The 21,439-nt window shown below is 69.6% G+C and carries 18 protein-coding genes; 7 read left to right on the top strand and 11 right to left on the bottom strand.

Annotated features, from left to right (window positions below; translation table 11 throughout):
* The first annotated feature begins 244 nt into the window (after window positions 1-244).
* Window positions 245-1,615 (top strand): acyl-CoA dehydrogenase family protein, encoded by a 1,371-nt coding sequence (locus ABIC51_RS07235; protein ID WP_175898002.1) that lies wholly within the window; start codon window positions 245-247, stop codon window positions 1,613-1,615.
* A gap of 61 nt (window positions 1,616-1,676) precedes the next feature.
* Here ABIC51_RS07235 and ABIC51_RS07230 read toward each other — a convergent pair whose 3' ends face one another.
* On the bottom strand, window positions 1,677-2,651 hold the full coding sequence (locus ABIC51_RS07230) for a LysR family transcriptional regulator (protein ID WP_175898001.1): 975 nt from the start codon (window positions 2,649-2,651) through the stop codon (window positions 1,677-1,679).
* Window positions 2,652-2,668: 17 nt separating this feature from the next.
* Between ABIC51_RS07230 and ABIC51_RS07225 the strand changes: the two genes are divergently transcribed.
* A complete protein-coding gene (locus ABIC51_RS07225; RefSeq protein WP_027791458.1) occupies window positions 2,669-3,235 on the top strand; it encodes a cysteine dioxygenase family protein in 567 nt (188 codons plus the stop codon).
* A 131-nt stretch (window positions 3,236-3,366) separates the two neighbouring features.
* Window positions 3,367-4,992 carry a rhodanese-related sulfurtransferase gene (locus ABIC51_RS07220; protein WP_175898000.1) on the top strand — a complete coding sequence of 542 codons (1,626 nt, stop codon included), beginning with the start codon at window positions 3,367-3,369 and terminating at the stop codon, window positions 4,990-4,992.
* A gap of 61 nt (window positions 4,993-5,053) precedes the next feature.
* Here ABIC51_RS07220 and ABIC51_RS07215 read toward each other — a convergent pair whose 3' ends face one another.
* Window positions 5,054-6,199 (bottom strand): glycerophosphodiester phosphodiesterase, encoded by a 1,146-nt coding sequence (locus ABIC51_RS07215; protein WP_146253235.1) that lies wholly within the window; start codon window positions 6,197-6,199, stop codon window positions 5,054-5,056.
* A gap of 375 nt (window positions 6,200-6,574) precedes the next feature.
* Here ABIC51_RS07215 and ABIC51_RS07210 point away from each other — a divergent pair, with 375 nt between their 5' ends.
* Together ABIC51_RS07210 and ABIC51_RS07205 are read left to right on the top strand one after the other, a co-directional pair.
* The gene (locus ABIC51_RS07210; protein WP_119339016.1) at window positions 6,575-7,639 is read left to right on the top strand and encodes a phytoene/squalene synthase family protein; all 1,065 of its coding nucleotides are present in this window, start codon (window positions 6,575-6,577) and stop codon (window positions 7,637-7,639) included.
* 479 nt (window positions 7,640-8,118) lie between these two features.
* The gene (locus ABIC51_RS07205; protein WP_027791462.1) at window positions 8,119-9,336 is read left to right on the top strand and encodes a porin; all 1,218 of its coding nucleotides are present in this window, start codon (window positions 8,119-8,121) and stop codon (window positions 9,334-9,336) included.
* Between the two features lie 209 nt (window positions 9,337-9,545).
* Here ABIC51_RS07205 and ABIC51_RS07200 read toward each other — a convergent pair whose 3' ends face one another.
* From ABIC51_RS07200 to pdxR, 8 genes are all read right to left on the bottom strand, one after another.
* Window positions 9,546-11,033 carry an efflux transporter outer membrane subunit gene (locus ABIC51_RS07200; RefSeq protein WP_175897999.1) on the bottom strand — a complete coding sequence of 496 codons (1,488 nt, stop codon included), beginning with the start codon at window positions 11,031-11,033 and terminating at the stop codon, window positions 9,546-9,548.
* 10 nt (window positions 11,034-11,043) lie between these two features.
* Window positions 11,044-12,198 carry an ABC transporter permease gene (locus ABIC51_RS07195; RefSeq protein ID WP_146253232.1) on the bottom strand — a complete coding sequence of 385 codons (1,155 nt, stop codon included), beginning with the start codon at window positions 12,196-12,198 and terminating at the stop codon, window positions 11,044-11,046.
* The gene (locus tag ABIC51_RS07190; protein ID WP_175897998.1) at window positions 12,195-13,154 is read right to left on the bottom strand and encodes an ABC transporter ATP-binding protein; all 960 of its coding nucleotides are present in this window, start codon (window positions 13,152-13,154) and stop codon (window positions 12,195-12,197) included. The genes ABIC51_RS07195 and ABIC51_RS07190 overlap by 4 nt, the downstream gene beginning before the upstream one ends.
* The gene (locus tag ABIC51_RS07185) at window positions 13,151-14,125 is read right to left on the bottom strand and encodes an HlyD family secretion protein (protein WP_146253231.1); all 975 of its coding nucleotides are present in this window, start codon (window positions 14,123-14,125) and stop codon (window positions 13,151-13,153) included. Before ABIC51_RS07185 ends, ABIC51_RS07190 begins: the two co-directional genes overlap by 4 nt.
* Window positions 14,122-14,820 carry a TetR/AcrR family transcriptional regulator gene (locus ABIC51_RS07180; protein WP_175898121.1) on the bottom strand — a complete coding sequence of 233 codons (699 nt, stop codon included), beginning with the start codon at window positions 14,818-14,820 and terminating at the stop codon, window positions 14,122-14,124. Before ABIC51_RS07180 ends, ABIC51_RS07185 begins: the two co-directional genes overlap by 4 nt.
* 300 nt (window positions 14,821-15,120) lie before the next feature.
* Window positions 15,121-15,543 (bottom strand): cupin domain-containing protein, encoded by a 423-nt coding sequence (locus tag ABIC51_RS07175; RefSeq protein WP_060314948.1) that lies wholly within the window; start codon window positions 15,541-15,543, stop codon window positions 15,121-15,123.
* A 10-nt stretch (window positions 15,544-15,553) separates the two neighbouring features.
* Window positions 15,554-15,991, bottom strand: a complete 438-nt coding sequence (locus ABIC51_RS07170; protein ID WP_021159255.1) for a carboxymuconolactone decarboxylase family protein — start codon at window positions 15,989-15,991, stop codon at window positions 15,554-15,556.
* 94 nt (window positions 15,992-16,085) lie between these two features.
* Window positions 16,086-17,570 (bottom strand): MocR-like pyridoxine biosynthesis transcription factor PdxR, encoded by a 1,485-nt coding sequence (gene pdxR, locus ABIC51_RS07165; protein ID WP_060085195.1) that lies wholly within the window; start codon window positions 17,568-17,570, stop codon window positions 16,086-16,088.
* 267 nt (window positions 17,571-17,837) lie between these two features.
* Here pdxR and ABIC51_RS07160 point away from each other — a divergent pair, with 267 nt between their 5' ends.
* Window positions 17,838-18,755 carry a LysR family transcriptional regulator gene (locus ABIC51_RS07160; protein ID WP_027791471.1) on the top strand — a complete coding sequence of 306 codons (918 nt, stop codon included), beginning with the start codon at window positions 17,838-17,840 and terminating at the stop codon, window positions 18,753-18,755.
* Window positions 18,756-18,901: 146 nt separating this feature from the next.
* Window positions 18,902-19,651 (top strand): SDR family oxidoreductase, encoded by a 750-nt coding sequence (locus ABIC51_RS07155; protein ID WP_027791472.1) that lies wholly within the window; start codon window positions 18,902-18,904, stop codon window positions 19,649-19,651.
* Between the two features lie 81 nt (window positions 19,652-19,732).
* Here the strand turns inward: ABIC51_RS07155 and ABIC51_RS07150 are convergent, their stop codons facing one another.
* Window positions 19,733-21,370: a glycoside hydrolase family 32 protein gene (locus ABIC51_RS07150; protein WP_175897997.1), complete on the bottom strand. Its 1,638-nt coding sequence runs from the start codon at window positions 21,368-21,370 to the stop codon at window positions 19,733-19,735.
* Window positions 21,371-21,439: the final 69 nt, after the last annotated feature.

Here is a 21,439-nt window from a genome sequence, read left to right as displayed (position 1 = left end):
TCATGCGGAATGGAAATAATCAATCCCGATTTGAATATCAGATTTGCATGGTTTGGGCGCGTGTGCGCTGCGCATACGCTGTGGGCTCACGAACGATCGGGCGCGCGGGCGCCGGCGAATCCGGGGGCACGCGTTGCGGATCGCCCGGTTCACGGGATACCGCGCCGCGTGGCGATCGATTGCCGCGGTTGCCGATCTCCGTCGCGCTTGCCGCCTGTCCGTATTACCCAGGGAATCCGTTTCGATGTCCGCCAGCCTTGCCGCTTCCTCGCCGTCGCCGCAGCCGCCCGCGCTGCGCCTCCTGCCCACCGACGATGCCGACGACGCACGCGTCGCCGCGCTGCTCGAGCGCCTCGCGCCGGAACTTGCCGCCGATGCGGCGCGCAACGACGTCGATGGCCGCTTTCCGCACGAGAACTTCGCACGGCTGCATCGCGCGGGGCTGATCGCGCAGGTCGTGCCGCGCGAGCATGGCGGCGCCGGTGCGACGCTCGCGCAGGCGAGCCGGATCGTCGCCGCCGTCGCGCGGGCCGATCCGGCCACCGCGCTGGTGCTGACGATGACGTATCTGCAACATCGCGCGCTCGGCCGGGCCGACAACCGCTGGCCCGCACAGGTGCGGCGCGCGGTGTTCGACAGCGCGGTCACGCACGGTGCGCTGATCAACGCGCTGCGGGTCGAGCCCGCGCTCGGTTCGCCGTCGCGCGGCGGCCTGCCGGAAACCGTTGCCCGGCGCGACGGCGACGGCTGGCGGCTGTCCGGCCACAAGCTGTACAGCACCGGGATTCCGGCGCTGCGCTGGCTGGCCGTGTGGGCGCGCACCGACGAACCGGCGCCGCGCGTCGGCGTGTTTCTCGTGCCGCGCGACCGCGATGCGGATGGCGATCGCATCCGCGTGATCGAAAGCTGGAATCACCTCGGCCTGCGTGCGTCGGGCAGCCACGAGGTCGTGTTCGACGACGTCCGGCTGCCGGCCGATCACGCGGTCGACGTGCGCGCACCGGACGCATGGGCCGTGTCGGCCGCGACCCACGCGGATGCCGACGCGCAGGCCGACCAGCAGGCGTGGATGGTCGCGCTGCTCGGCAGCCTGTACGACGCGGTGGCGCGCGCGTCGCGCGACTGGGTGGTCGAATTCGCGACGACGCGTGCGCCGAGCGGGCTGGGCGCGCGGCTCGCGACGCTGCCGCGCGTGCAGGAAGCGGTCGGCGAAATCGAGGGCTGGCTGCACGCGAACCGCGTGCTGCTCGACGATCACGTCGCGCGCACCGACGCGGGTCATGCGCCGCCGGTCACGACGAGCGGACTGGTCAAGCGCACCGTGACCGAGCACGCGATCCGTGCGGTCGAGCAGGCGCTGAAGCTGTCGGGCAATCACGGGCTGAGCCGCGCCAATCCGCTCGAACGCCACTATCGCGACGTGCTGTGCAGCCGCGTGCATACGCCGCAGGACGACGCGATCGCGGTGGCGGCGGGGCGTGCGGTGCTCGACGCAGCGAGCCGGGTCGAAGCGAAGGGCGAGACGAAGGGCGCAGCGAAGGGCAAAGCGAGCGGCGAGACGGAAACGGGCGGGGCGTCGGTCAACGGGACCGAGCGCGGCCGCAGCGATGCGTGAGCGGAGCAGGGCTGGCGCGAGCATCGACCGGGCGGCGCGATGCTGCCGCCGCCCGATACGGTCATGCAGCCTGGTCGTGCGCCTGCTCGGGCAGCGAGAATGCCACACGCGCATGCGCGGCGACGGCCGCGAGCGGCGCGCCGAAGCGGGCCGCATCGTGCCGGCGCAGCAACCACAGATCGATGTGCGGCTTGAAATCGGCGAGCGGCACGATGTCGAGCGCGTCGCGCAGCGGGCTGCCTTCGACGAGCGGCAGCGGCATCAGCCCGATGCCGAAGCCGTTCGCGACGCTCTGCAGTTGCAGGTCGCGGCCGTAGGCGTCGAGCGTGACCGGCATCGGCAGGCCCTGCGCGTCGAGCGCGCGCCGCAGGCCCGCACGAAAGCCGCAGCCGTCGGGATTGAGCACCCAGCCATGTGCGTGGCAGTCGGCGAGCCGGTAGCTGCGGCGCGGCCAGTCACCCTTGCGGCCGACCGCGACGAGCCGCGTGGCCAGCAGCCGTTCGCCGTCGACCTGTGCCGGCAGCACCATCTCGCGCGCGAGGAACACGAGCGCCGCATCGAGTTCGCGGCGGGCGACGCGCTCGACGAGCATTCCGCCCCACGCGGTCGTGACCTGCGTCGCGAGCGCGGGCCACTGCGCGGCGAGTTCGGCGATCAGCGCGGGGAGCATCAGTTCGCCGAGGCCCTGCGTGAGCCCGATCCGGAACTCGCCGGCGGGCGGCTGCTCGCCGGTCGTCAGCTCGCGCAGCGCATCGACTTCGCGCAGGATCGCGCGACACTGCTCGAAGACCTGCCGGCCGATGTCGGTCGGGCGCGGCGGCTTCGTGTTGCGATCGAGCAGGGTCACGCCGAGCGCTTCCTCGAGATTCTGGACGCGCCGCGTGATCGCGGGCTGCGTCATCCCGAGCTCGGCCGCGGCCTGGCTCAGGGTCTGGCAGCGGACCACCGCTGCAAAAGCGTCGATATCGCTAATTTTCATGTTTGTTCTGCATGGTCTTTCAGGTGCATCATGACGATCCATCATATTCGGCATCATATTCGAGGAGCCAGCCGATGAGTACGCTTTCGTTGCATCAGACGCCGCTGCGTCCGTTCGTCGACGGTCTGGGCGCGCTGCTCGCGTCCGGCGCGGACGAGGCGCGCATCCTCGACGAGGGCGGTGCGCTGCTCGCCGCGCTCGTCGAACACGACGACTGGTTGCCCGACGCGTTCGCGCAGCCCGACCCCGCGCGCTATCGGCAATACCTGCTGCATCTCGACCCGGACGAGCGGTTCTCGGTCGTCAGCTTCGTGTGGGGCCCCGGCCAGACGACGCCGATCCACAATCACACGGTGTGGGGGCTGATCGGGATGCTGCGCGGCGGCGAATTCTCGCAGCCGTACCGGTTCGACGCAGCGGGCCGGCCCGTGCCGTCCGGCGAAGCCGTGCGGCTCGCGCCGGGCGAGATCGAGGCCGTGTCGCCGCGCATCGGCGACGTCCATCGCGTGACCAACGCGTTCGCCGATCAGGTATCGATCAGCATCCACGTGTACGGCGCGAACATCGGCAAGGTCGAGCGCGCGGTGTACCTGGACGACGGCACCGTGAAACCCTTCGTGTCGGGCTATTCGAACGCCTGATGCAACGCCCGCCGATGCGGCCGGCCGCAAGCGACCGGCCGGAAGGCCAGTTGCCCGCACGCGCCGGCGGGCCCAAGATTGATCCGTTCCGCTTTCTTCACCGACTTCAACGCATTCAACACAGAGACATCGTGACGCACTCCGCCGATTCCACTTCCCGTTTTCCCGTCGCGTCGTACCAGGATGTGCGCGCGCGCCTGCTTGCCCGCGACGAGATCGCACTGATCGACGTACGCGAGGAAGATCCGTACGCGCAGGGCCACCCGCTGTGGGCCGCCAACTTTCCGCTGTCGAAACTCGAACTCGACGCGTGGACGCGGATTCCGCGCCGCGACACGCCGATCGTCGTGTTCGGCGAAGCCGGCGGCGAGGATCTCGCGCCGCGCGCGGCCGAGAAGCTCGCGCTACTCGGCTACACCGACGTGCGGCTGCTCGACGGCGGCCTCGCGGGCTGGCTCGCGGCGGGCGGCGAACTGTTCATCGACGTGAACGTGCCGAGCAAGTCGTTCGGCGAATGGGTCGAGGCCGAGCGGCATACGCCGTCGCTGTCCGCGCAGGAGGTGCAGGCGCTGATCGACGCGCAGGCCGATGTCGTGATCGTCGACGCGCGCCGTTTCGACGAATACCAGACGATGAACATCCCGACCTCGACGAGCGTACCCGGCGCGGAACTCGTGCTGCGCGTGCGCGCGCTTGCGCCGAACCCGGCGACGCAGGTCGTCGTCAACTGCGCGGGACGCACGCGCAGCATCATCGGCACGCAGTCGCTCGTCAACGCGGGGCTGCCGAATCCGGTCGCGGCGCTGCGCAACGGCACGATCGGCTGGACGCTCGCGGGCCAGACGCTCGAGCGGGGGGCCGCGCGGCGCTTTCCGGACGACATCGACGCGACGCAGCGCGACGAAGCGCGCCGCGCTGCGCGCGCGGTGGCCGAACGCGCGGGCGTGCCGCGCATCGCGCTCGCCGACGTCGCCGCGCTCGACGAACCGGGCCGCACGCTGTACCGCTTCGACGTGCGCACGCCGGAGGAATACGAAGCCGGCCATCTGCCCGGTTTCCTGAGCACGCCGGGCGGCCAGCTCGTGCAGGAGACCGACCATCACGCAGCCGTGCGCGGCGCGCGGATCGTGCTCGCCGACGACGACGGCGTGCGTGCCGACATGACCGCGTCGTGGCTCGCGCAGATGGGCTGGGACGTGCGTGTCGTCGAGCCGGCCGGCGCGGCCGCTTTCGGCGAGCGCGGCCAGCCGCCGCGCGACGTGCCGGCGACGCCGGCCGTGACGGAGGTATCGCCCGCGACGCTCGCGGGCTGGCTGAAGGAGGCGGCGCCCGGCGAGCTGGCGATCGTCGACGTGACGGCCAGTGCGAACTACGTGAAGCGCCATATCCCGGGCGCGTGGTTCGCCGTGCGTGCGCAGCTGCGCGACGCGCTCGCGGCGATTCCGGCCGCGAAGCGTTATGTGTTCACGTGCGGGTCGAGCCTGCTCGCGCGGTTTGCGGCGGACGACGCGCGTGCGCTGCTGCCGGCTTCGGCCGAGATCCGGGTGCTCACCGGCGGCACGGCCGCGTGGATCGACGCCGGGCTGCCGCTGGAAAGCGGCGAGACGCATCTCGCTTCGCCGCGCGTCGACCGCTACCGGCGCCCGTACGAAGGCACCGACAACGCGGCGGCCGCGATGCAGGCGTATCTCGACTGGGAATACGGGCTGGTCGACCAGTTGAAGCGGGACGGCACGCACCACTTCAACGTGATCTGACCGATGCGATGCAACCGGGCGCAACGCGCGCGTCGCGCGCCGCGCCCGGTCGACGCGCGTGTCAGCGCTTGAACGTATCGACGGCCGTGCGGCCGACGGCAGGATCGTCGGTGAAGAAGCCGTCGATGCCCGCGCGCAGGTACGCCTGGATCTCGCGCACCGAGCCTGCCGTGTTGCGCGCGGCCGGCGTGCCGCCGTCCTTCAGCGACGCGGGCAGGAAGTTGTTCTCCGGGCGGAACGTGTACGGATGCACGACGAGGCCGGCCTCGTGCGCGTAGCGCACGTACTGCGTCGGCTGCTGCAGCGTGCCGTCCGCGGCGACCGCGATGATCGACGTCTTGTACGGGCCGACGCCGTTCGCATAGGTCGCGACCTCGCGCATGCCGTCGCGCGTCGACAGGTCGCCGTAGGTGCGCTTGTCGTTCGCCTTCACGAAGTCGTACGGGCGCTGGCCGGCTTCGTCCATCAGCTGCACGAGCTTCCAGTTCGGCTGGCTCGACTTGATCCGGTTGCGGATCGCCTTCAGGTTCGCGACCTCGAACGACTGGATGTAGACGGTCGCGGTGCGGGCCGTGTACGCATCCTTCAGCAGTGCATCGACGAGGCGGTCCTCGAGCGGCAGGCCGATCGACTGGAAGTAGGTCGGGTGCTTGGTTTCCGGATACAGGTGGATCGTGCGGCCGGTCTGTGCGGACATCTGCTTCGCGAGCGCGACGATTTCGTCGAACGTCGGAATCTCGAACTGATCGTTGTACGCGGTGTTCGCGGGGCGGACCTGCGGAATGCGCTCGCGGGCGCGCAGCGTCTTCAGCTCGGCGAGCGTGAAATCCTCGGTGAACCAGCCCGTCAGCTGCGCGCCGTCGATCGTCTTGGTCGCCTTGCGGCTCGCGAACTGCGGCAGCGCGGACACGTTCGTCGTGCCCGAGATCTCGTTCTCGTGCCGCGCGACGAGCACGCCGTCGCGGGTCGACACGAGATCGGGCTCGATCACGTCCGCGCCGTCCTCGATTGCCTTGCGGTACGACGCCAGCGTGTGTTCGGGGCGCAGCGCGCTCGCGCCGCGATGGCCGACCACCTGGATCTTCGCGGAAATCGGCTGGGTGGGATCGGACGCGACGTCGTCGTCGCCGCCGCACGCGGCGAGCAGGAATGCGGCGGCACAGGCGAACGGGACGTAGCGCAGGGAGGTCGGGCGCTTGAAGAGCATGTCGGTGAACCTTCGAAACGAGAGTCGGAAAGGGGCGGTCGCTCCGGCGGTGCGGCTGTCGCGCCGTGTCGCACGGAGTCGGATGGGACGCGATCGTCGCACCGAATAATTACATATGTATTACTTCGGCCTTTCCGTTTCTTGTTTTCGGGGCGCGATATGCGCGACGGGGCGGTTGACGGCGGCCCGACGGGCGACGCATTCCGGCCGTCCCGGGCAGGCCGTGCGCCGGATGCACTAAACTTGCGGGAATTTTGCATCGCCGTGCCGGGCCGGACGCCCGCCTGGCGCGACGATGCGGCGACTCGCGGGCCGGCGCGGGCGCCCGGCGCCCGTGTGCGTCCGGGGCCCGCGCCGGCCGATTTTTCCCGACCCATGACGACTCGAACCGATTCCGCCTACCTGCTCGGCGACCTGCTGAAGAACGTTTCCCGCTCCTTCTACCTGACGCTGCGCGTGCTGCCCGACGGCATGCGCGACCCGGTCGGCCTCGCGTACCTGCTCGCGCGCGCGGCCGACACGATCGCCGATACGGCGCTCGTCGCGCCCGATCGCCGGGCGGCATTGCTGACCGAGCTGCGCGACGAGGTCGAGCAGCTCGGCGACGGCGTCGCGCTGTCGCGTGCGCTCGAGGACGTGACGCGGATGCAGACCGATTCGCACGAGCACGTGCTGCTCGGCTCGATGGAGCCGATGCTCGCGCTGCTGCGCGCGCAGCCGGACGCCGATCGCGCATCGATCCGCAAGGTCGTCGCGACGCTGACGGCGGGGATGGTATTCGACCTGCGCACGTTCCCCGACGAGCAATCGGGGCGGGTCGCGTCGCTGCGGACGCGCGACGAACTCGACCGCTACACGTATCTCGTCGCCGGCTGCGTGGGCGAGTTCTGGACCGACATGACGGGCATGCACACGCCGGCCGCGCGCGGCTGGAACCTGCCGGACATGGTCGAGAAGGGCATCCGCTTCGGCAAGGCGCTGCAGATGACCAACATCCTGCGCGACTGCGCGAAGGACCTGCGCATCGGCCGCTGCTACCTGCCCGACGATGTGCTGGGCGCGCACGGGCTGAGCGTCGCCGACCTGACGTTGCCCGATGCGTCGGCGCGCGCGCGCGGCGTGCTGGTCGACCTGCTGCGCGTGACGCTGGACCAGTATCGCGACGCGTGCCTGTATACCGTTGCGATCCCGCGCCGATTCGTGCGGCTGCGGCTGGCATGCCTGTGGCCGATCATGATCGGCCTCGAAACGCTCGAACTGCTGGCCGGCCATGACGCGTGGCTCGATCCGGCGAAGCCGGCCAAGGTGCCGAGAAAGCGCGTCTACCGGATCATGGCGTCGTCGCTCGCGCTGGTCGGCTCGAACACGGCGATTCGCGCGCGCATGACCGCGCTCTCCGATGCCGTGAGCGCGCATCTCGCGCAGCCGGTCACACGCTGACACCCACCGAACGATGCCGGCGCGACAGGTGCCGGTATCGCCCCTCGGCCCGCGTTCGCCGGGCCGGTTCTCCCGCATCGTCTAAAAACGTTTTCATCATTTCGTTTCGCGAAACGTGGGTGTCATGAACGTCAGCGATCCTTCGCGGCGGCGTGAATCGCGGCGTCAGCCGCGGTCGCGCATTTGTAAGATGTATTTCGCCGAAGGCATCTGACAACATCCGACGGTCGTGTTGCACCCGTAAAAATGTAAAGCTAGGGTTTTCACCGGGAAATGCCGGAAAAGCCCGCCGCGTAAGCGTTTTCAGGTGTTATGTAACTGCTTGGTGAACCCGTGCGTTGCGTCGATCATACGATGACCGACTGCACATGTTGGGAAATGATTGGTAATCCGTCAGAATCGCGTCGGCATGTACTCGCACATGTGTCAGTCATAAAACCACACCAGAAAAGAAATCATTCTTTGAGGACGGAGAATCAATGAAAAAGCGCGTCGCTTTCGCCATGACGGCAGCGGGCCTTGCAGCCGCTACCGCCGCCCACGCACAGAGCAGCGTGACCCTGTACGGTATCGTCGATAACGGTATCGCATACCAAAACAACTCGTCGGCAGTCGGCGCGACCACGGGTGGTCACTCGAAGGTGCAGATGTCCACCGGCGTGTGGGCAGGCAGCCGCTTCGGCCTGAAGGGCAGCGAAGATCTCGGCGGCGGCACGAAGGCGATTTTCCAGTTGGAAGCCGGCGTCAACACGGCTAACGGTTCGTCGCAATGGACCAACGGCATCTTCACGCGTCAGGCGTGGGTTGGCCTGACCAACAATACGTACGGTACGCTGACGGCCGGCCGCCAGTACACCGCGTACTACACGCTGCTGTCGCCGTACAGCCCGACGACCTGGCTGACCGGTTACTACGGCGCGCACCCGGGCGATATCGATTCGCTGGATACCAGCTACCGCGCGAACAACTCGCTCGTCTACATGTCGCCGAAGTTCTACGGCTTCACGGTCGGCGGTTCGTACTCGTTCGGCGGCGTCGCAGGCGCGACGAACCGCGGCTCGACGTGGAGCGCGGCGATCCAGTACCTGAACGGCCCGGCAGGCATCGCGGTCGGCTACCAGCGAGTCAACAACTCGACGCTCGGCGGCGGCGCGTGGGGCGCGAACTCGACGGTGCAGAACGGCCTGAACGCAGCCGGCACCAACGGTGTCGAGCCGGCAGTTTCGTCGATCAACAATGGCTACCAGTTCGCGCAGTCGCAACAGCGACTGGCCGTCACGGCTGGCTACCAGTTCTCGCCGGCGTGGGACATTTCGGCGTCGTACTCGAATGTTCAATACATTCCGGGCACGGGTTCGGGTTTCAAGAACACGGCGATCTTCAACACGGCTGGCGCCGTGCTGCACTGGAAGCCGGTCGCTCAGTGGGACTTCGCGGCAGGCTACTCGTACACGGCGGCAACGCAGTCGAACGGCATCACGAGCTCGGCCAAGTACCACCAGGTCACGGTGTCGCAGTATTACAGCCTGTCGAAGCGCACGGGCCTGTACGCGGTTGAGGCGTACCAGCACGCGAGCGGCAACACGCTGAACGGCGGCAAGATCATCGCTGCAACGACGTCGATCGGCGACGGCGTGGGCGCAGGTTCGAAGCAGAACCAGATCGGCGTCGGCGTCGGCATGATCCACCGCTTCTGATGTCGCGCGGCGCGCGAGCGCCGCTTGCGGCATGCGGTATGAAAACCGGCCTTCGGGCCGGTTTTTTCATGCCCGCGCGATTCGTGCGAATGTCGCGCCGCGGTCGTTGCGTCGAGCACGCATCCGGTCGCTCCGTTTCTATCGCTGGGTCAAACCCGCGTCGCGCGATCGCTCCGCTTCGATCACCGCATTGAACCTGCACCGCGCACTCACTCCGCCGCGTCGTTCGTCCAGCTTCCCGCGAGCGCCTGAAACAGCGCCGCCGTATCGGCAAGCCGGTCGGCCTGTGCGCGCGTACGGTCGAGCGCCGTCTGCAGTGCCTGCCGCTGTGCATCGAGCAGGTCGAACGTGCTGATCCCGCCCGTCGCGTAACGGTCGCCGGCAATCGTATTGCTGGCCGCCGCTTCTCGTGCCGCGGTGTCCCGAGCCTGCCATGCGGCAGCGTCGTGTTCGACCGCGCGCATCGCGTCGGCCACCTGCTGCAGCGCCTCGAGCACGGTTTCCCGGTAACTCGCGAACGCGGCGTCGTACGCCGCTTCGGCCGCCCGTTTCTTCGCGCGCAGTTCGCCGCCGTGAAAGAGCGGTTGCGTCAGGCCGAGGCCGACGTTCCACACGTTGAGCCCGCTCACGATGTCCGCGATACGTGTGCGCTCCGAGCCGATCCCCGCCGAAACCGAAAAGCGCGGATACAGGTTCGCGGTGGCCACGCCGACGTTCGCGCTCGCCTGGTGCAGCATGGCTTCGGCGGCGCGGATGTCGGGCCGTTCGCGTGCGAGCGTCGACGGCAGCGCGACGGGCAGCGTGCGAGGCAGCGCGAGCGCATCCAGCGTGAGGTCGGGCAGCATCGCGTCGGCGGGCGGCGAGCCGAGCAGGATCGCGAGCCGGTGGCCGGACTGCGCGAGGCGGGTCGCGAGCGGCGGCAGCGACGCCTGCGTCTGCGCGAGCAACGCGCGCTGCGCATGCACATCGGCCTGCGATACGCCACCGGCAGTGAAACGCGCTTCGACGATGCGCAACTGCCGCGTCTGCGCGTCGATCAGCTGCCGCGTGAGCGCGACCTGCTGCGCGAGCGACGCGCGCAGGATCGCGGTGGCGACGACGTTACCCGCGAGCGTCAGGCGCGCGGCGTCGAGCGTATAGGCCTGGTAGTCGACCTGCGCGCGCAGCGCCTCGAGCGCGCGCCGGTTGCCGCCGAACACGTCGAGCACGTACGACACGCTCACCGACGCGTCATAAAGCGTGAACGGCCCCGGGCTCGGCACGCTGGCCGGCAGGCCGAACGCGGTCGTGTCGACCTGCTCGCGCGTCGCGGACAGGCTCGCATCGACTTTCGGCAGCATCGTCGCGCCGGCTTCGGCCGCATGGTTCTGGCGCGCTTCGTCGAGCCGCGCACGGGCTTCGGCAAGCGTCGGGCTGTTGCGCCACGCGGTATCGACGAGCCGGTTCAGCGGTTCGGAGCCGAACTGCGTCCACCAGTGCTGCGGGGTGTGTTCGGCCGATGCGAACGTCTGGCCATCGCCTGCCGGGCCGGCGGCGGCCGTCGTCGCCGGCGGTTCGCCGCGCGTGTAGCGCTGCGTGGCGGGCGCATCCGGCGCGTGGAAATCCGGCCCGACCGCGCATCCGGCGACGAGCAGCGCGGCAGCGGCCAGCGTGCAGCAGCGGGTGGCGTGGAGGGGGCGACGCGAAGCCGGTTTCATCGTGCGGTGCCTAGTCGAGCGTGCGCCGGTAGAAGCGCAACGCGATGCCCATCACAACGACCGTGAACAGCGCGACCGGCCACACGGACGGCCACAGGTCGTTCCAGCCGTTCCCTTTCAGCAGGATGCCGCGCACGAGGCGGTTGAAGTAGGTGAGCGGCAGCAGGTTGCCGATGAACTGCGCCCACTTCGGCATCCCGGCGAACGGGAACATGAAGCCCGACAGCAGGATGTTCGGCAGGAAGTAGAACACCGCGAGCTGCATCGCCTGCAGCTGGTTCTGCGCGAGCGACGACAGCGTGATGCCGACGGTCAGGTTCGCGGCAATGAACAGCAGCGCGGACAGGTAGATCGCGAACGCGCCGCCGACGAACGGCACCTCGAACACGAAGCGGGCGGCCGCGAGAATGATCGACACCTGGATCAGCCCGATCAGCACGTACGGGACGATCTTGCCCGTCATCACCTCGAGCGGCCGCACGGGCGTCGCGAGCAGGTTCTCCATCGTGCCGCGCTCGCGTTCGCGCGTGATCGCGAGGCCCGTCATCATCACCATCGTCATCGTCAGGATCACGCCCATCAGGCCCGGCACGACGTTGTACTGCGTGATGCCCTCGGGGTTGTAGAGCCGGTGCAGCACGACGTCGAAGGCGGCCGGCCGGCCGTTCAGGTGCGCGAGCGGGCCGGTCAGGTCCTTGTCCGCGACCGGCTGCACGAGGCCGGCGAGCGCGCCGATCGCCGACGCGGTCGCGACGGGATCGGTCGCGTCCGCCTCGACGAGCAGCGACGGACGTTCGCCGCGCAGCAGCCGGCGCGAGAAATCGGCCGGCACGTTCAAAACGAACAGCACGTCGCCGCGCGCCAGCGCACGCCGGCCGGCCGCTTCGTCGGGCAGCGTCCCGACGATGTCGAAGTACGCGGAGTTGCGCATCGCGGCGACGAAGCTCCGCGCGAACGGGCTCGCATCGGCGACGATCACCGCGGTCGGCAGATGCTTCGGATCGGTGTTGATCGCGAAGCCGAACAGCGAGAGCTGGATGATCGGCACGCCGACGATCATCGCGAACGTCACGCGGTCGCGGCGCAGCTGCAGGAATTCCTTCAGCACGATGCTCCACCAGCGCGCGACCGAGAACGCATCGCGCAAGCGCGCCCACGCGTTCATGACGACGCTCCGCCGGGCGGCGCGGATGCTCGGCCCATCATGTAGATGAACACGTCCTCGAGGCCGGTGTCGATCGGCGCGACCTGCAGCGCGGCGGGCCCGCCGGCCTGCGCCGCGACCTGCGCGAGCGTCGCGTCGAGCCGCGCGCGATCGCGGCCGCTCACGTGCAGCGCCGAACCGAACACGACCGTCTGGTCGACGCCCGGCATCGTACGCAGTCGCGCGGACAGTTCGGCCAGGTGGCCGCCGGTGATCGCGCGGGTCGCGAGCCCCTGCGACGCGACGATCTCCGCCGACGTGCCCTGCGCGAGCAGCTCGCCGTACGCGATGTACGCGAGCTTGTGGCAGCGTTCGGCTTCGTCCATGTAGTGCGTGCTGACGAGCACCGAAATTCCCTGGGCGGCCAGCCGGTGCAGTTCTTCCCAGAAGTCGCGGCGCGCGGCCGGGTCGACGCCGGCCGTGGGCTCGTCGAGCAGCAGCAGGGCCGGCTCGTGCAGCATGCAGGCGGCCAGCGCGAGGCGCTGCTTCCAGCCGCCCGACAGCGCGCCCGTGAGCTGATCGGCGCGGCTCGCGAGGCCGAGCCCGTCGAGGGCGCGCGCGACGGCCGCCTTGCGGTCGGGCATCCCGTACACGCGCGCGACGAAATCGAGGTTCTCGCGGATCGACAGGTCTTCCCAGTACGAGAAGCGCTGCGTCATGTAGCCGACGCGCCGCTTGATCTGCGCGCTGTCGCGCACGATGTCGTAGCCGAGGCAGGTGCCGCTGCCCGAGTCGGGCGTGAGCAACCCGCACATCATCCGGATCGACGTGGTCTTGCCGCTGCCGTTCGGACCGAGAAAGCCGAAGATCTCGCCGCGCGCGACGCGCAGCGACACGTCCTTCACGACGTGTTTGTCGCCGAAATGCTTGTTCAGGCGAACGACGTCGATCGCGTACGGGGCGGAGGACGCGTTCACGGCACCCTCACGGCGACGGGCTGGCCCGGATGCAGCTTCGGCGCGTCGGCCACGGCCGGGCGCGCCTCGATCATGAACACGAGCTTGGTTCGGCTCTCGTTGCTGTAGATCACGGGCGGCGTGTATTCGGCCTCGCTCGACACGTAGGTGATGTGCGCGGGCACGTCGGCCGCACAGCCGTCGCAGTGGATCGCGACGGTGCGCCCCGGTGCGAGCGATGCGATGGCGGCCTCGGGCACGAAGAAGCGCACCTTCAGGTTTTGCGGCGGCAGCATCTGCACGACCGGATTGCCGGCCTGCACCCATTCGCCGACACGGTACAGCGTGTCGTACACGCGCCCGGCGGCGGGGGCGGCGACGCGCTTCTGGTCGAGCTTCCACTGCGCTTCGGCCACGGCCGCCTGCGCGGCGTCGACCTGCGCAGCTTGCGCGGCGACCTGCTGCGCGCGGCCCGGCAGGCGCGCGACGTCGACCTGTTTCTGCAGTTCGCGCATCTGCGCGGCGGTGGTTTGCGCGGACGTGCGCGAATCGTCGAGCTGCTGCTTCGACAGGCCGCCGGCCGCGTACTGGCGTTCGTCGCGCGCCAGTTGCGCGGCGGCCCGCGCGGCCTGCACGGTGGCCTGGGCGAGCTGCGCCTGCGTGACCGCGATTTCCGGTGGGCGCTTGCCCGTCTGAAGGTCGGCAAGCTGCGCGCGGGCGGCCGCGAGCTGGTGCTGTGCCTGCAACAGCGCAGCGGTTTCGCTGACGGCCTCGAGCGAGAAGGCCGGCGCGCCGGCGGCGAGAGTCTGGCCGCGCGCGACCGGCAGCTGCGTCAGCGTGCCCGATTGCGACGACGACAGGTACACGAATTCGCCTTCGACGTAGCCCTGGTAGGTCGTGCCGTTGTCGGCCGGGCGTCCGCAGCCGGCGAGCACGGCGATTGCGGCGATTGCGGCAACCGTCGCGAGCGGCAGTGCGCGGCGCGGGTTCATGACGGCCACCGTGGCGAGCGGGCCCGTGTGCGACGCGCGGGGGCGGGCGGCTGCATGCCGGAACCGAGCAGCGCGCGGACGTGCCGGTGCAGCACCTCGCGGTCGATCGGCGGCATGCCGCGCGCGCTTTGCCACAGTTTCGCGGTCGCGAGCGGCAGCATCACCAGCGCGACGATCGAATGGAACAGGAACGCGGGTTCGAGCGCGGGGTTCAGCGTGCCGGCCTGCTGCGCGCCGCGGATGCGTTCGGCGAAGCGCCCGACATGATCGAGCGGAATGCGCCGGACCATCCGTTCGCGCAGCAGCCCGCCTTCGTGGACGATCTCGCGCAGCCAGATCGACGGCAGCCACGGCATGCGGTGCGTGACGTCGAAGAAGCGGTCGACGAGTTCGCCGACGAGCGCGAACGGATCGTCGTCGATCCGCGGCTCGGTCGGTCGCCACACGAACGCGATCGCCTGTGCGAGCCGTTCCTCGACGATCGCGTCGAGCAACCGCTCGCGATTCGTGAAGTAGTAGTGGACCATCGCCGACGTGACGCCTGCGGCGGCGGCGATCTGCGCGACGGTCGTCGCGGCGATGCCGCGCTCGGCGAACAGCTGCATCGCGACGTCGAGCATGTGGTCGCGCAGGTCGAAATCGTCGACCGACGGGCGGCGCCCGCGCGGCCTGGCGACGGTGGATTTCGCGTTCATGAAATCGACGCTAATTGATGAGTTAGTTAATTTCAAGGAAGGGTTTTCGACCGGGTTGATCGAGATCAGGCGAGCGTCGAACGGGGGCGCGGGCGGGCCGGGATGTGGCGCGGCGCGGTGCGGCAAGCGGGTAGCGGAGTGTAGGGAGCGGCTAATGCGGAAACGGCGAGGGAGAACCGGCGAGGGAGAACCGGCGGGGAGTGGCGGGGAGCGGCGGGGCCCCGGAAGGGAAACGGCGGCGAACCCGGTCGTGCAGCGGGGGGCACGTGCGTCGACAACGGCACGCGCCCCGGCAAGCGCTTACTGATCGATCGGCGACGTCAGCGGCACGTGTTCGCCGGTCAGCCCGAACACGACGATCTGCGCGGGTTCGGTCGCGCTCGCGTTGCGCGACACCTGGTGGCGCGAGCCGGGCGCCTCGTACCAGCCTTCGCCGGCGCGGTAGCGGTGCAGCGGGCCGCCGTTCACCTGCGACAGCACTTCGCCTTTCGACACGACCGCGAACACCGAGCCGAGGTGCCGGTGGGCTTCCGACGCCTGGCCGGGCGCATAGTCGACGGTCGCGACGACCGCGAGCTTGCCGGGCGCTTCCGGCACGGCCTGCTGCATGATCGTGTGCACGTTGTCGCCGGTGTCGTGCGCATGGGCGGCGGCCGGCAGCAGCGCGGCCGCGGCCGCGAGCCATGCGCCGAGGGCGGCGCGACGGAGCGTGGCGTACGTCATCGTCGTCTCCTTACTCGGGCATCTTGCGGAACGCGATCGCGAAGCGGTTCCACGTGTTGATCGTCGCGATCAGCATCGACAGGTCGAACAGCTCCTCGTCGGTGAAATGCGGCTTCACGGCCTCCCAGACGGCGTCGGGCACGTGGTTGTCGGCCACCAGCGTCAGCGCCTCGGTCCATTCCAGCGCCGCGCGTTCGCGCTCGGTGAAGAACGGCGTTTCGCGCCACACGACGACGGTCGCGAGACGGCGGTCGGTTTCGCCGTCCTTGCGTGCGTCGGTCGTGTGCATGTCGACGCAGAACGCGCAGCCGTTGATCTGCGACGCGCGCAGGCGGACGAGTTCGGCGAGCGGCTTCTCGATCGAGCTTTTCGCGATGAAGTCCTCGGCGTTGCGCATCACCTTGATGGCATTCGGGCTGGCGGTATAGAAGTTCAGGCGCGGTTGCATGGCAGGTCCTTTTTCGGTTGGAGCGCACGGTGGCGCGACAGGACCCACTTTAGGGCGCAAGCTGGCCCGCTTGAATGGCCAATTTCTGGAAAATTCAGGTAACCAGTGCCGGGCCGCCGATGCTGCCCGAACCCAGCAGGCCGGCGAGCTTCGCAAGCGCCGTGTCGATGCGCAGCGCGTCGATCCCGCCATAGCCGAACAGCAGCCCCGCACTGACCGGCACGCCGACGTGGAATGCCGAGATGCCGTACAGGCCGATGTCCTGCGCGCGGGCGGCGCGGACGAGTGCCGCCTCGTCGAGCCCCGGCTTCAGGCGGGCGGCGAGGTGGATGCCGGCGGTCGGCACGATCGCGTCGAACCACGGCGCGAGTTCGCCGCGCAGATGCGCGATCAGCATCTTGCGACGCGCGTCGTAGTGCTTCTGCACGCGCTTCAGGTGCCGTGCGAAGTCGCCTTCGAGCATGAAGCGGGCGAGCGCCGCCTGCGTCAGCGTGCAGGTGTGCCAGTCGACGATCTGCTTCGCCTTGGCCAGCGCGCCGCGCAGCGCGCGCGGCGGAATCGCGTAGCCGATCCGCAGCTCCGGAAAGATCGTCTTCGAGAAGGTGCCGACATACGCGACGAGGCCCGTGCGGTCGAGGCTCTTCAGCGACTCCACCGGGCGGCCCTCGAAGCGGAACTCGCCGTCGTAATCGTCCTCGATGATGACGGCGCGGCGGCGCTGCGCCCATTCGAGCAGCGCGACGCGCCGGTCCAGCGTCATCGGCATCCCGAGCGGGAACTGATGCGACGGCGTCACGTAGACGAGGCGCGCGTCGTCGGGCAACCGTTCCGTGACCAGGCCGTGCGCGTCGACCGGCACGCCGATCACCGTCGCACCGAGCGACGCGAACGCGGCACGCGCGGGCGGATAGCCGGGATCCTCGACCGCGACCACATCGCCGGGCCGCACGACGACGCGGGCGATCAGGTCGAGCGCCTGTTGCGCGCCTTGCGTGACGAGCACGTCGTCCCAGCCGCACGCGACCGCGCGGCTGAACGCGACGTAACGCGCGATCGCCCCGCGCAGCTGCGGATCGCCGGCCGGGTCGTGATACTGGGCGGGGCCGCGCATCTGCTGGCGCAGCGCGTGATGCAGGCAGCGCCGCCACGCGTCGAACGGGAACAGCGTCTTGTCGGTCACGCCGCCGCGGAAGTCGAAGCCGGGCGCATCGTGCTGTATGGGCATCGCGAGCGCGTCGGGCAGGTCGTTCCACAGCGCGCGGGCATCGACCGCGTCGACGCGCGGCGTGCCGTCGACGAGCGACGGCGCCGACATGGACGCGGCGTGCGGCACGCGGGCGAGGCCGTCGGCGACGAACGTGCCGTCGCCCGCGCGGGTATTCAGGTAGCCCTCGGCCACCAGGCGCTCGAACGCGTCGAGCGTCGTCTTGCGCGAGACGCCGAGCTGTTTCGCGAGGTCGCGCGTCGACGGCAGCCGCGCGCCGCCGGCGAGGCGCCCGTCGACGATCGCGGTGCGCAGTTGCCGGAAGATCTGCCCCGTCAGGTCGTGACGGCCTTCGATGCGGATCGCGATGTCCATCGCAGTGGTTACCTCGATTGCCATGATTTCGAGTCGACCAGCATACCGGAAGCCGGTCGCGGCGGCATGGTGCGGGTTGCGTGGCGGCGTGACGGGATGCCTGTACCGGCCGCCGGAGCGCAAGGAATCGCGCGAAGGCCGGCCGAACCGGCCGGGCGGGATACGCGCGTGACCGGCACGATCGGCACGACCGGCCCGCATCGCCCGATTGGACCTAGGCCCGCCGCTGCCTTACGATCCACGACAACCCCACACCGGAGCGATCCCATGCTGTCCGAAGACGAACTTGCGCTGCTCGACGCGATCCGCGCCACCGGCAGCCTGTCGCGGGCGGCCGCGCGGCTCGGCAAGGCGCCGTCGACGGTGTCGCACGCGGCGCGCCAGCTCGAAACGCGCTTCGACGCGCTGCTGTTCGACCGGCGCGGCTACCGGCTGCAGCTCACGCCGGCCGGACAGCTGCTGACCGACGAGGCGGCGCGGCTGGCGCTGGACGTCGCGCGGCTGACGCAGCGTGTGCGGCAGGTCGCGAGCGGCTGGGAGGACCGGCTGTGGATCGTCAGCGACGAGGTGCTGGAGTTCGACACGCTGTTGCCCGTCGTCCACGCGTTCGATGCGCTCGATTCGGGCGTGTCGTTGCGTTTCACGCACGAAGTGCTCGGCGGTACCTGGGAAGCGCTGCGCGACGGCCGTGCGGACCTGGTGGTCGGCGCGACCAACGAGCCGCCGGCGATTCCCGGCTTCAAGTGGTTCGAGCTGGGGGCGATCGAGTGGGTGTTCGCGGTATCGCCGCGCCATCCGCTGGCCGCCGTGAGCGGCGCACTGACGCGAGATGCGATCGGCGCGCACCGGGCGGTCGTCGTCGCCGATTCGTCGCGGCGCGCGGCCGGCCGTGCGTATGGCTTGCTCGGCGGGCAGGCCGTGCTGGCGGTGCCGTCGATGCGCGCGAAGATCCTCGCGCAGCGCGACGGGCTCGGCGTCGGCTGGGTGCCGCGCCGGCGCGTGGCGTCGCTGCTGGCGCGCGGCGAACTCGTGGAAAGACAGACGGCCGATCCGCGCGAGCCGAACCGGCTGTATGTCGCGTGGCACGGCGACCGCGACGGCCGGGCGCTGCAATGGTGGCTCGAGCAATTGCGCGAACCGAGGCTCGCGCAGCGGCTGCTCGACGGGATCGACGTGGCCGGCTGACGCGGCGCGGAACAGCGCGACCGAACCCGCCCGCGCAAACACGTTCGACGATTTCGAATGTGTTCGTCGCGCCCGTCGTACGGCAAGGCCGGGCGCGGCGCGCATCCTGTGTCCACGGTCAACTCACCGGTTCACAGGAGAACATCATGCAACGCTTCGAAGGAAAGACGGTCCTCGTCACGGGCGGCAACAGCGGCATCGGCCTGGCGGCCGCCAGGGCATTCGCGGCAGAAGGCGCGCGGGTCATCATCACCGGGCGCGATGCGCAGACGCTCGAGGCCGCGCGGCAAACGCTCGGCGCGGATGCGCTCGCGATCCGCAACGAGGCCGGCAGCGTCGCGTCGGCCCGCGCGCTGGCCGATGCGATCGCGTCGGCGGGGGCGCGGCTCGACGCCGTGTTCATCAACGCGGGCGTCGCGAAACTCGCGCCGTTCGCCGACAGCGACGAGGCCATGTGGGATCTCGTGTTCAACACCAACGTGAAGGGCGCGTATTTCCAGATCCAGTCGCTGGTGCCGCTGCTGAACCGTGGCGCGTCGATCGTGATCAACGGTTCGATCAACGCGCACATCGGGATGCCCGGCTCGTCGGTGTACGCGGCGAGCAAGGCGGCCGTCAATTCGTTTGCGAAGACGCTGTCGACGGAACTGCTGCCGCACGGCGTGCGCGTGAACGTCGTGAGCCCGGGGCCCGTGCAGACGCCGCTCTACGGCAAGCTCGGGTTCGACGCGGCCACGCTCGACGAGACGGCCGACAAGATCAAGGGCCTCGTTCCGATCGGCCGGTTCGGCACGCCGGACGAGATCGCGTCGACGGTGCTGCACCTCAGCGCGCCGGAATCCGCGTTCATCGTCGGCGCGGAGATCATCGCGTCGGGCGGGATGGGCTTGCTCTGATCGGCGAGGCCCCGGCGGGGGCTGCAACCGCCCGGCGTTGCGCCGGGCGGACAGCCCTCGTTACCGGCGGACGGATTGCATCTATCGCGCCGCACAGGCGCCATGCCTGTCGCCGCCGGCTTCGAGCTGCGTCACCGTGAGCCCGGAGAACGTCGCGCGGCCGTGCTCGGCGAACACGGCGACGCGATCCGCGTCGGGCGGCGGGAAGATCAGGTCGGTGAGCGCCACGCGGCCGCCGTTCGCGAACACTTCGACCGAGCCGCGATCGACGACGATCTCGAGCCGCAGCCGCCCGTGCTCGAGCGGCAGGTCCACGATGTGTTCGCCGCTGAACGTGCCGGCGAAATTCGCTTCGCCGGAGCGGGAGCGGTCGAGCGTCAGCGTGCGCTTCACGGTGTCGTACACGATCCGGGTGCCGACCGAGCCGTCCGCCGAGCGCCGGACGATCAGGCCGGCACGCGCCGCGTGCCGCGGCTCGAGCGTGACCGTGATGCGCTGGACGGCGCCGCGCGTCGCGGGCGACAGCGCGCGTGTCGCGGAGTCGACCGTGAGGTCGCCTTCGTGCACGGCGGGCCGCCCGTCCGCCCATGCGTCGAACGCGGCGGCCGGCGCGACGACGAGCGTCGGTTCGCCGTCGATCGTTTTCAGCGAGAGTTCACGCGGCAGGGTCATCGCGCCGCGCCACGGCGCGGTCGGCACTTTCGCCGCGTAATCCCAGTTGCTCATCCACGCGATCGCGACCGGCCGTGAGCCGGGCGCGCCCGAGAAGGTGCCGGCTGCGTAGAAATCCGCGCCATGGTCGACCCAGTGGAATTGCGCGGGATCGGAACCGGCGGGGGCGACGCGATCCGGCGTAAACGTGCGGCCGTCGAAGTGGCCGACGAAATACATCGCGCCCGAGCCGCCGGCGATCGACCACGGGTTGACGTTGACGATCATGACCCACCGTGTTTGTGCGGAGTCGCCGTCGAGCGGCAGCGGCACGAGGTCGGGCATTTCCCACAGCGCGCCGTCGTGCGGCACGCCCGGCCGCGTGAAATCGCTCAGGAAATTCCAGTGGATCAGGTCGTCCGAGCGATAGAGCTTCACGACGTGCGCATCGGCGACGACCGTCGTCATCAGCCAGTAGCCGCCCGGCGCATACCACGACACTTTCGGATCGCGAAATTGCTTCGATTCCGGGTCGAGCGTCAGCACCGGATTGCGTGCGTAAGGTTGCCACGTCGTGCCGTGATCGAGGCTGTACGCGAGCGACTGCGCTTGAATGCCCGGCGCGTGGCCGGAGCCCGCCTTGTACACGCTCGTATAAAGCGCGACGAGCGGCGGGTGGCCGGGCGTGCCCAGGCCGGACGTATTGAGGGTGTCGGCGACGATCGAGCCGGAGAAGATTTCCTCCGTCGCGTTCGCGCGCATCGCGACCGGCTGCTCGTGCCAGTGGACGAGATCGGTGCTCGTCGCGTGGCCCCACGACATGTTGCCCCAGTCGTTGCCGAGCGGATTGTATTGGTAGAACAGGTGATAGCGTCCGTTGTCGTAGACGAGCCCGTTCGGATCGTTCATCCAGTTGCGCTGCGGCGTGTAATGGAGCGCGGGTCGCCATTGCGGGGTGCCGTCGTCAGCCGGCGCGTGGCAGGGCGCGGCAGCGACCTGGGTACAGGCCACGCAGGCGAGCAGCAACCGGGCGATCCGGGCGGAAAAGCGAAAAGACGTCGATATCATGCGGGGTGTCGTGCTTCGCCGTGCGAGGCGGGAAAGAAGGGCGCCTGCCGCTTTCGACGGCGGTGCGCG

Origin of the sequence: Burkholderia sp. 572, assembly GCF_040545135.1 — a bacterium.
GTDB lineage: Bacteria > Pseudomonadota > Gammaproteobacteria > Burkholderiales > Burkholderiaceae > Burkholderia > Burkholderia cepacia.
The sequence above is the reverse complement of the archived record's forward strand: the minus strand, read 5'-3'. Positions and strand labels throughout refer to the sequence as shown.

What these genes read in the sequence shown, in the direction of transcription:
- ABIC51_RS07160 (WP_027791471.1), top strand. Translation starts at nt 17,838, where the DNA reads ATGCTGTCCGAAGACGAACTTGCGCTGCTCGACGCGATCCGCGCCACC.
- ABIC51_RS07230 (WP_175898001.1), bottom strand. Translation starts at nt 2,651, where the DNA reads ATGATGCCGAATATGATGGATCGTCATGATGCACCTGAAAGACCATGC.
- ABIC51_RS07170 (WP_021159255.1), bottom strand. Translation starts at nt 15,991, where the DNA reads ATGCAACCGCGCCTGAACTTCTATACCGCCAGCCCGAATGCCATCAAG.
- ABIC51_RS07210 (WP_119339016.1), top strand. Translation starts at nt 6,575, where the DNA reads ATGACGACTCGAACCGATTCCGCCTACCTGCTCGGCGACCTGCTGAAG.
- ABIC51_RS07225 (WP_027791458.1), top strand. Translation starts at nt 2,669, where the DNA reads ATGAGTACGCTTTCGTTGCATCAGACGCCGCTGCGTCCGTTCGTCGAC.
- ABIC51_RS07235 (WP_175898002.1), top strand. Translation starts at nt 245, where the DNA reads ATGTCCGCCAGCCTTGCCGCTTCCTCGCCGTCGCCGCAGCCGCCCGCG.
- ABIC51_RS07150 (WP_175897997.1), bottom strand. Translation starts at nt 21,370, where the DNA reads ATGATATCGACGTCTTTTCGCTTTTCCGCCCGGATCGCCCGGTTGCTG.
- ABIC51_RS07155 (WP_027791472.1), top strand. Translation starts at nt 18,902, where the DNA reads ATGCAACGCTTCGAAGGAAAGACGGTCCTCGTCACGGGCGGCAACAGC.
- ABIC51_RS07175 (WP_060314948.1), bottom strand. Translation starts at nt 15,543, where the DNA reads ATGACGTACGCCACGCTCCGTCGCGCCGCCCTCGGCGCATGGCTCGCG.
- ABIC51_RS07185 (WP_146253231.1), bottom strand. Translation starts at nt 14,125, where the DNA reads ATGAACCCGCGCCGCGCACTGCCGCTCGCGACGGTTGCCGCAATCGCC.
- ABIC51_RS07195 (WP_146253232.1), bottom strand. Translation starts at nt 12,198, where the DNA reads ATGAACGCGTGGGCGCGCTTGCGCGATGCGTTCTCGGTCGCGCGCTGG.
- ABIC51_RS07205 (WP_027791462.1), top strand. Translation starts at nt 8,119, where the DNA reads ATGAAAAAGCGCGTCGCTTTCGCCATGACGGCAGCGGGCCTTGCAGCC.
- pdxR (WP_060085195.1), bottom strand. Translation starts at nt 17,570, where the DNA reads ATGGACATCGCGATCCGCATCGAAGGCCGTCACGACCTGACGGGGCAG.
- ABIC51_RS07215 (WP_146253235.1), bottom strand. Translation starts at nt 6,199, where the DNA reads ATGCTCTTCAAGCGCCCGACCTCCCTGCGCTACGTCCCGTTCGCCTGT.
- ABIC51_RS07200 (WP_175897999.1), bottom strand. Translation starts at nt 11,033, where the DNA reads ATGAAACCGGCTTCGCGTCGCCCCCTCCACGCCACCCGCTGCTGCACG.
- ABIC51_RS07180 (WP_175898121.1), bottom strand. Translation starts at nt 14,820, where the DNA reads ATGAACGCGAAATCCACCGTCGCCAGGCCGCGCGGGCGCCGCCCGTCG.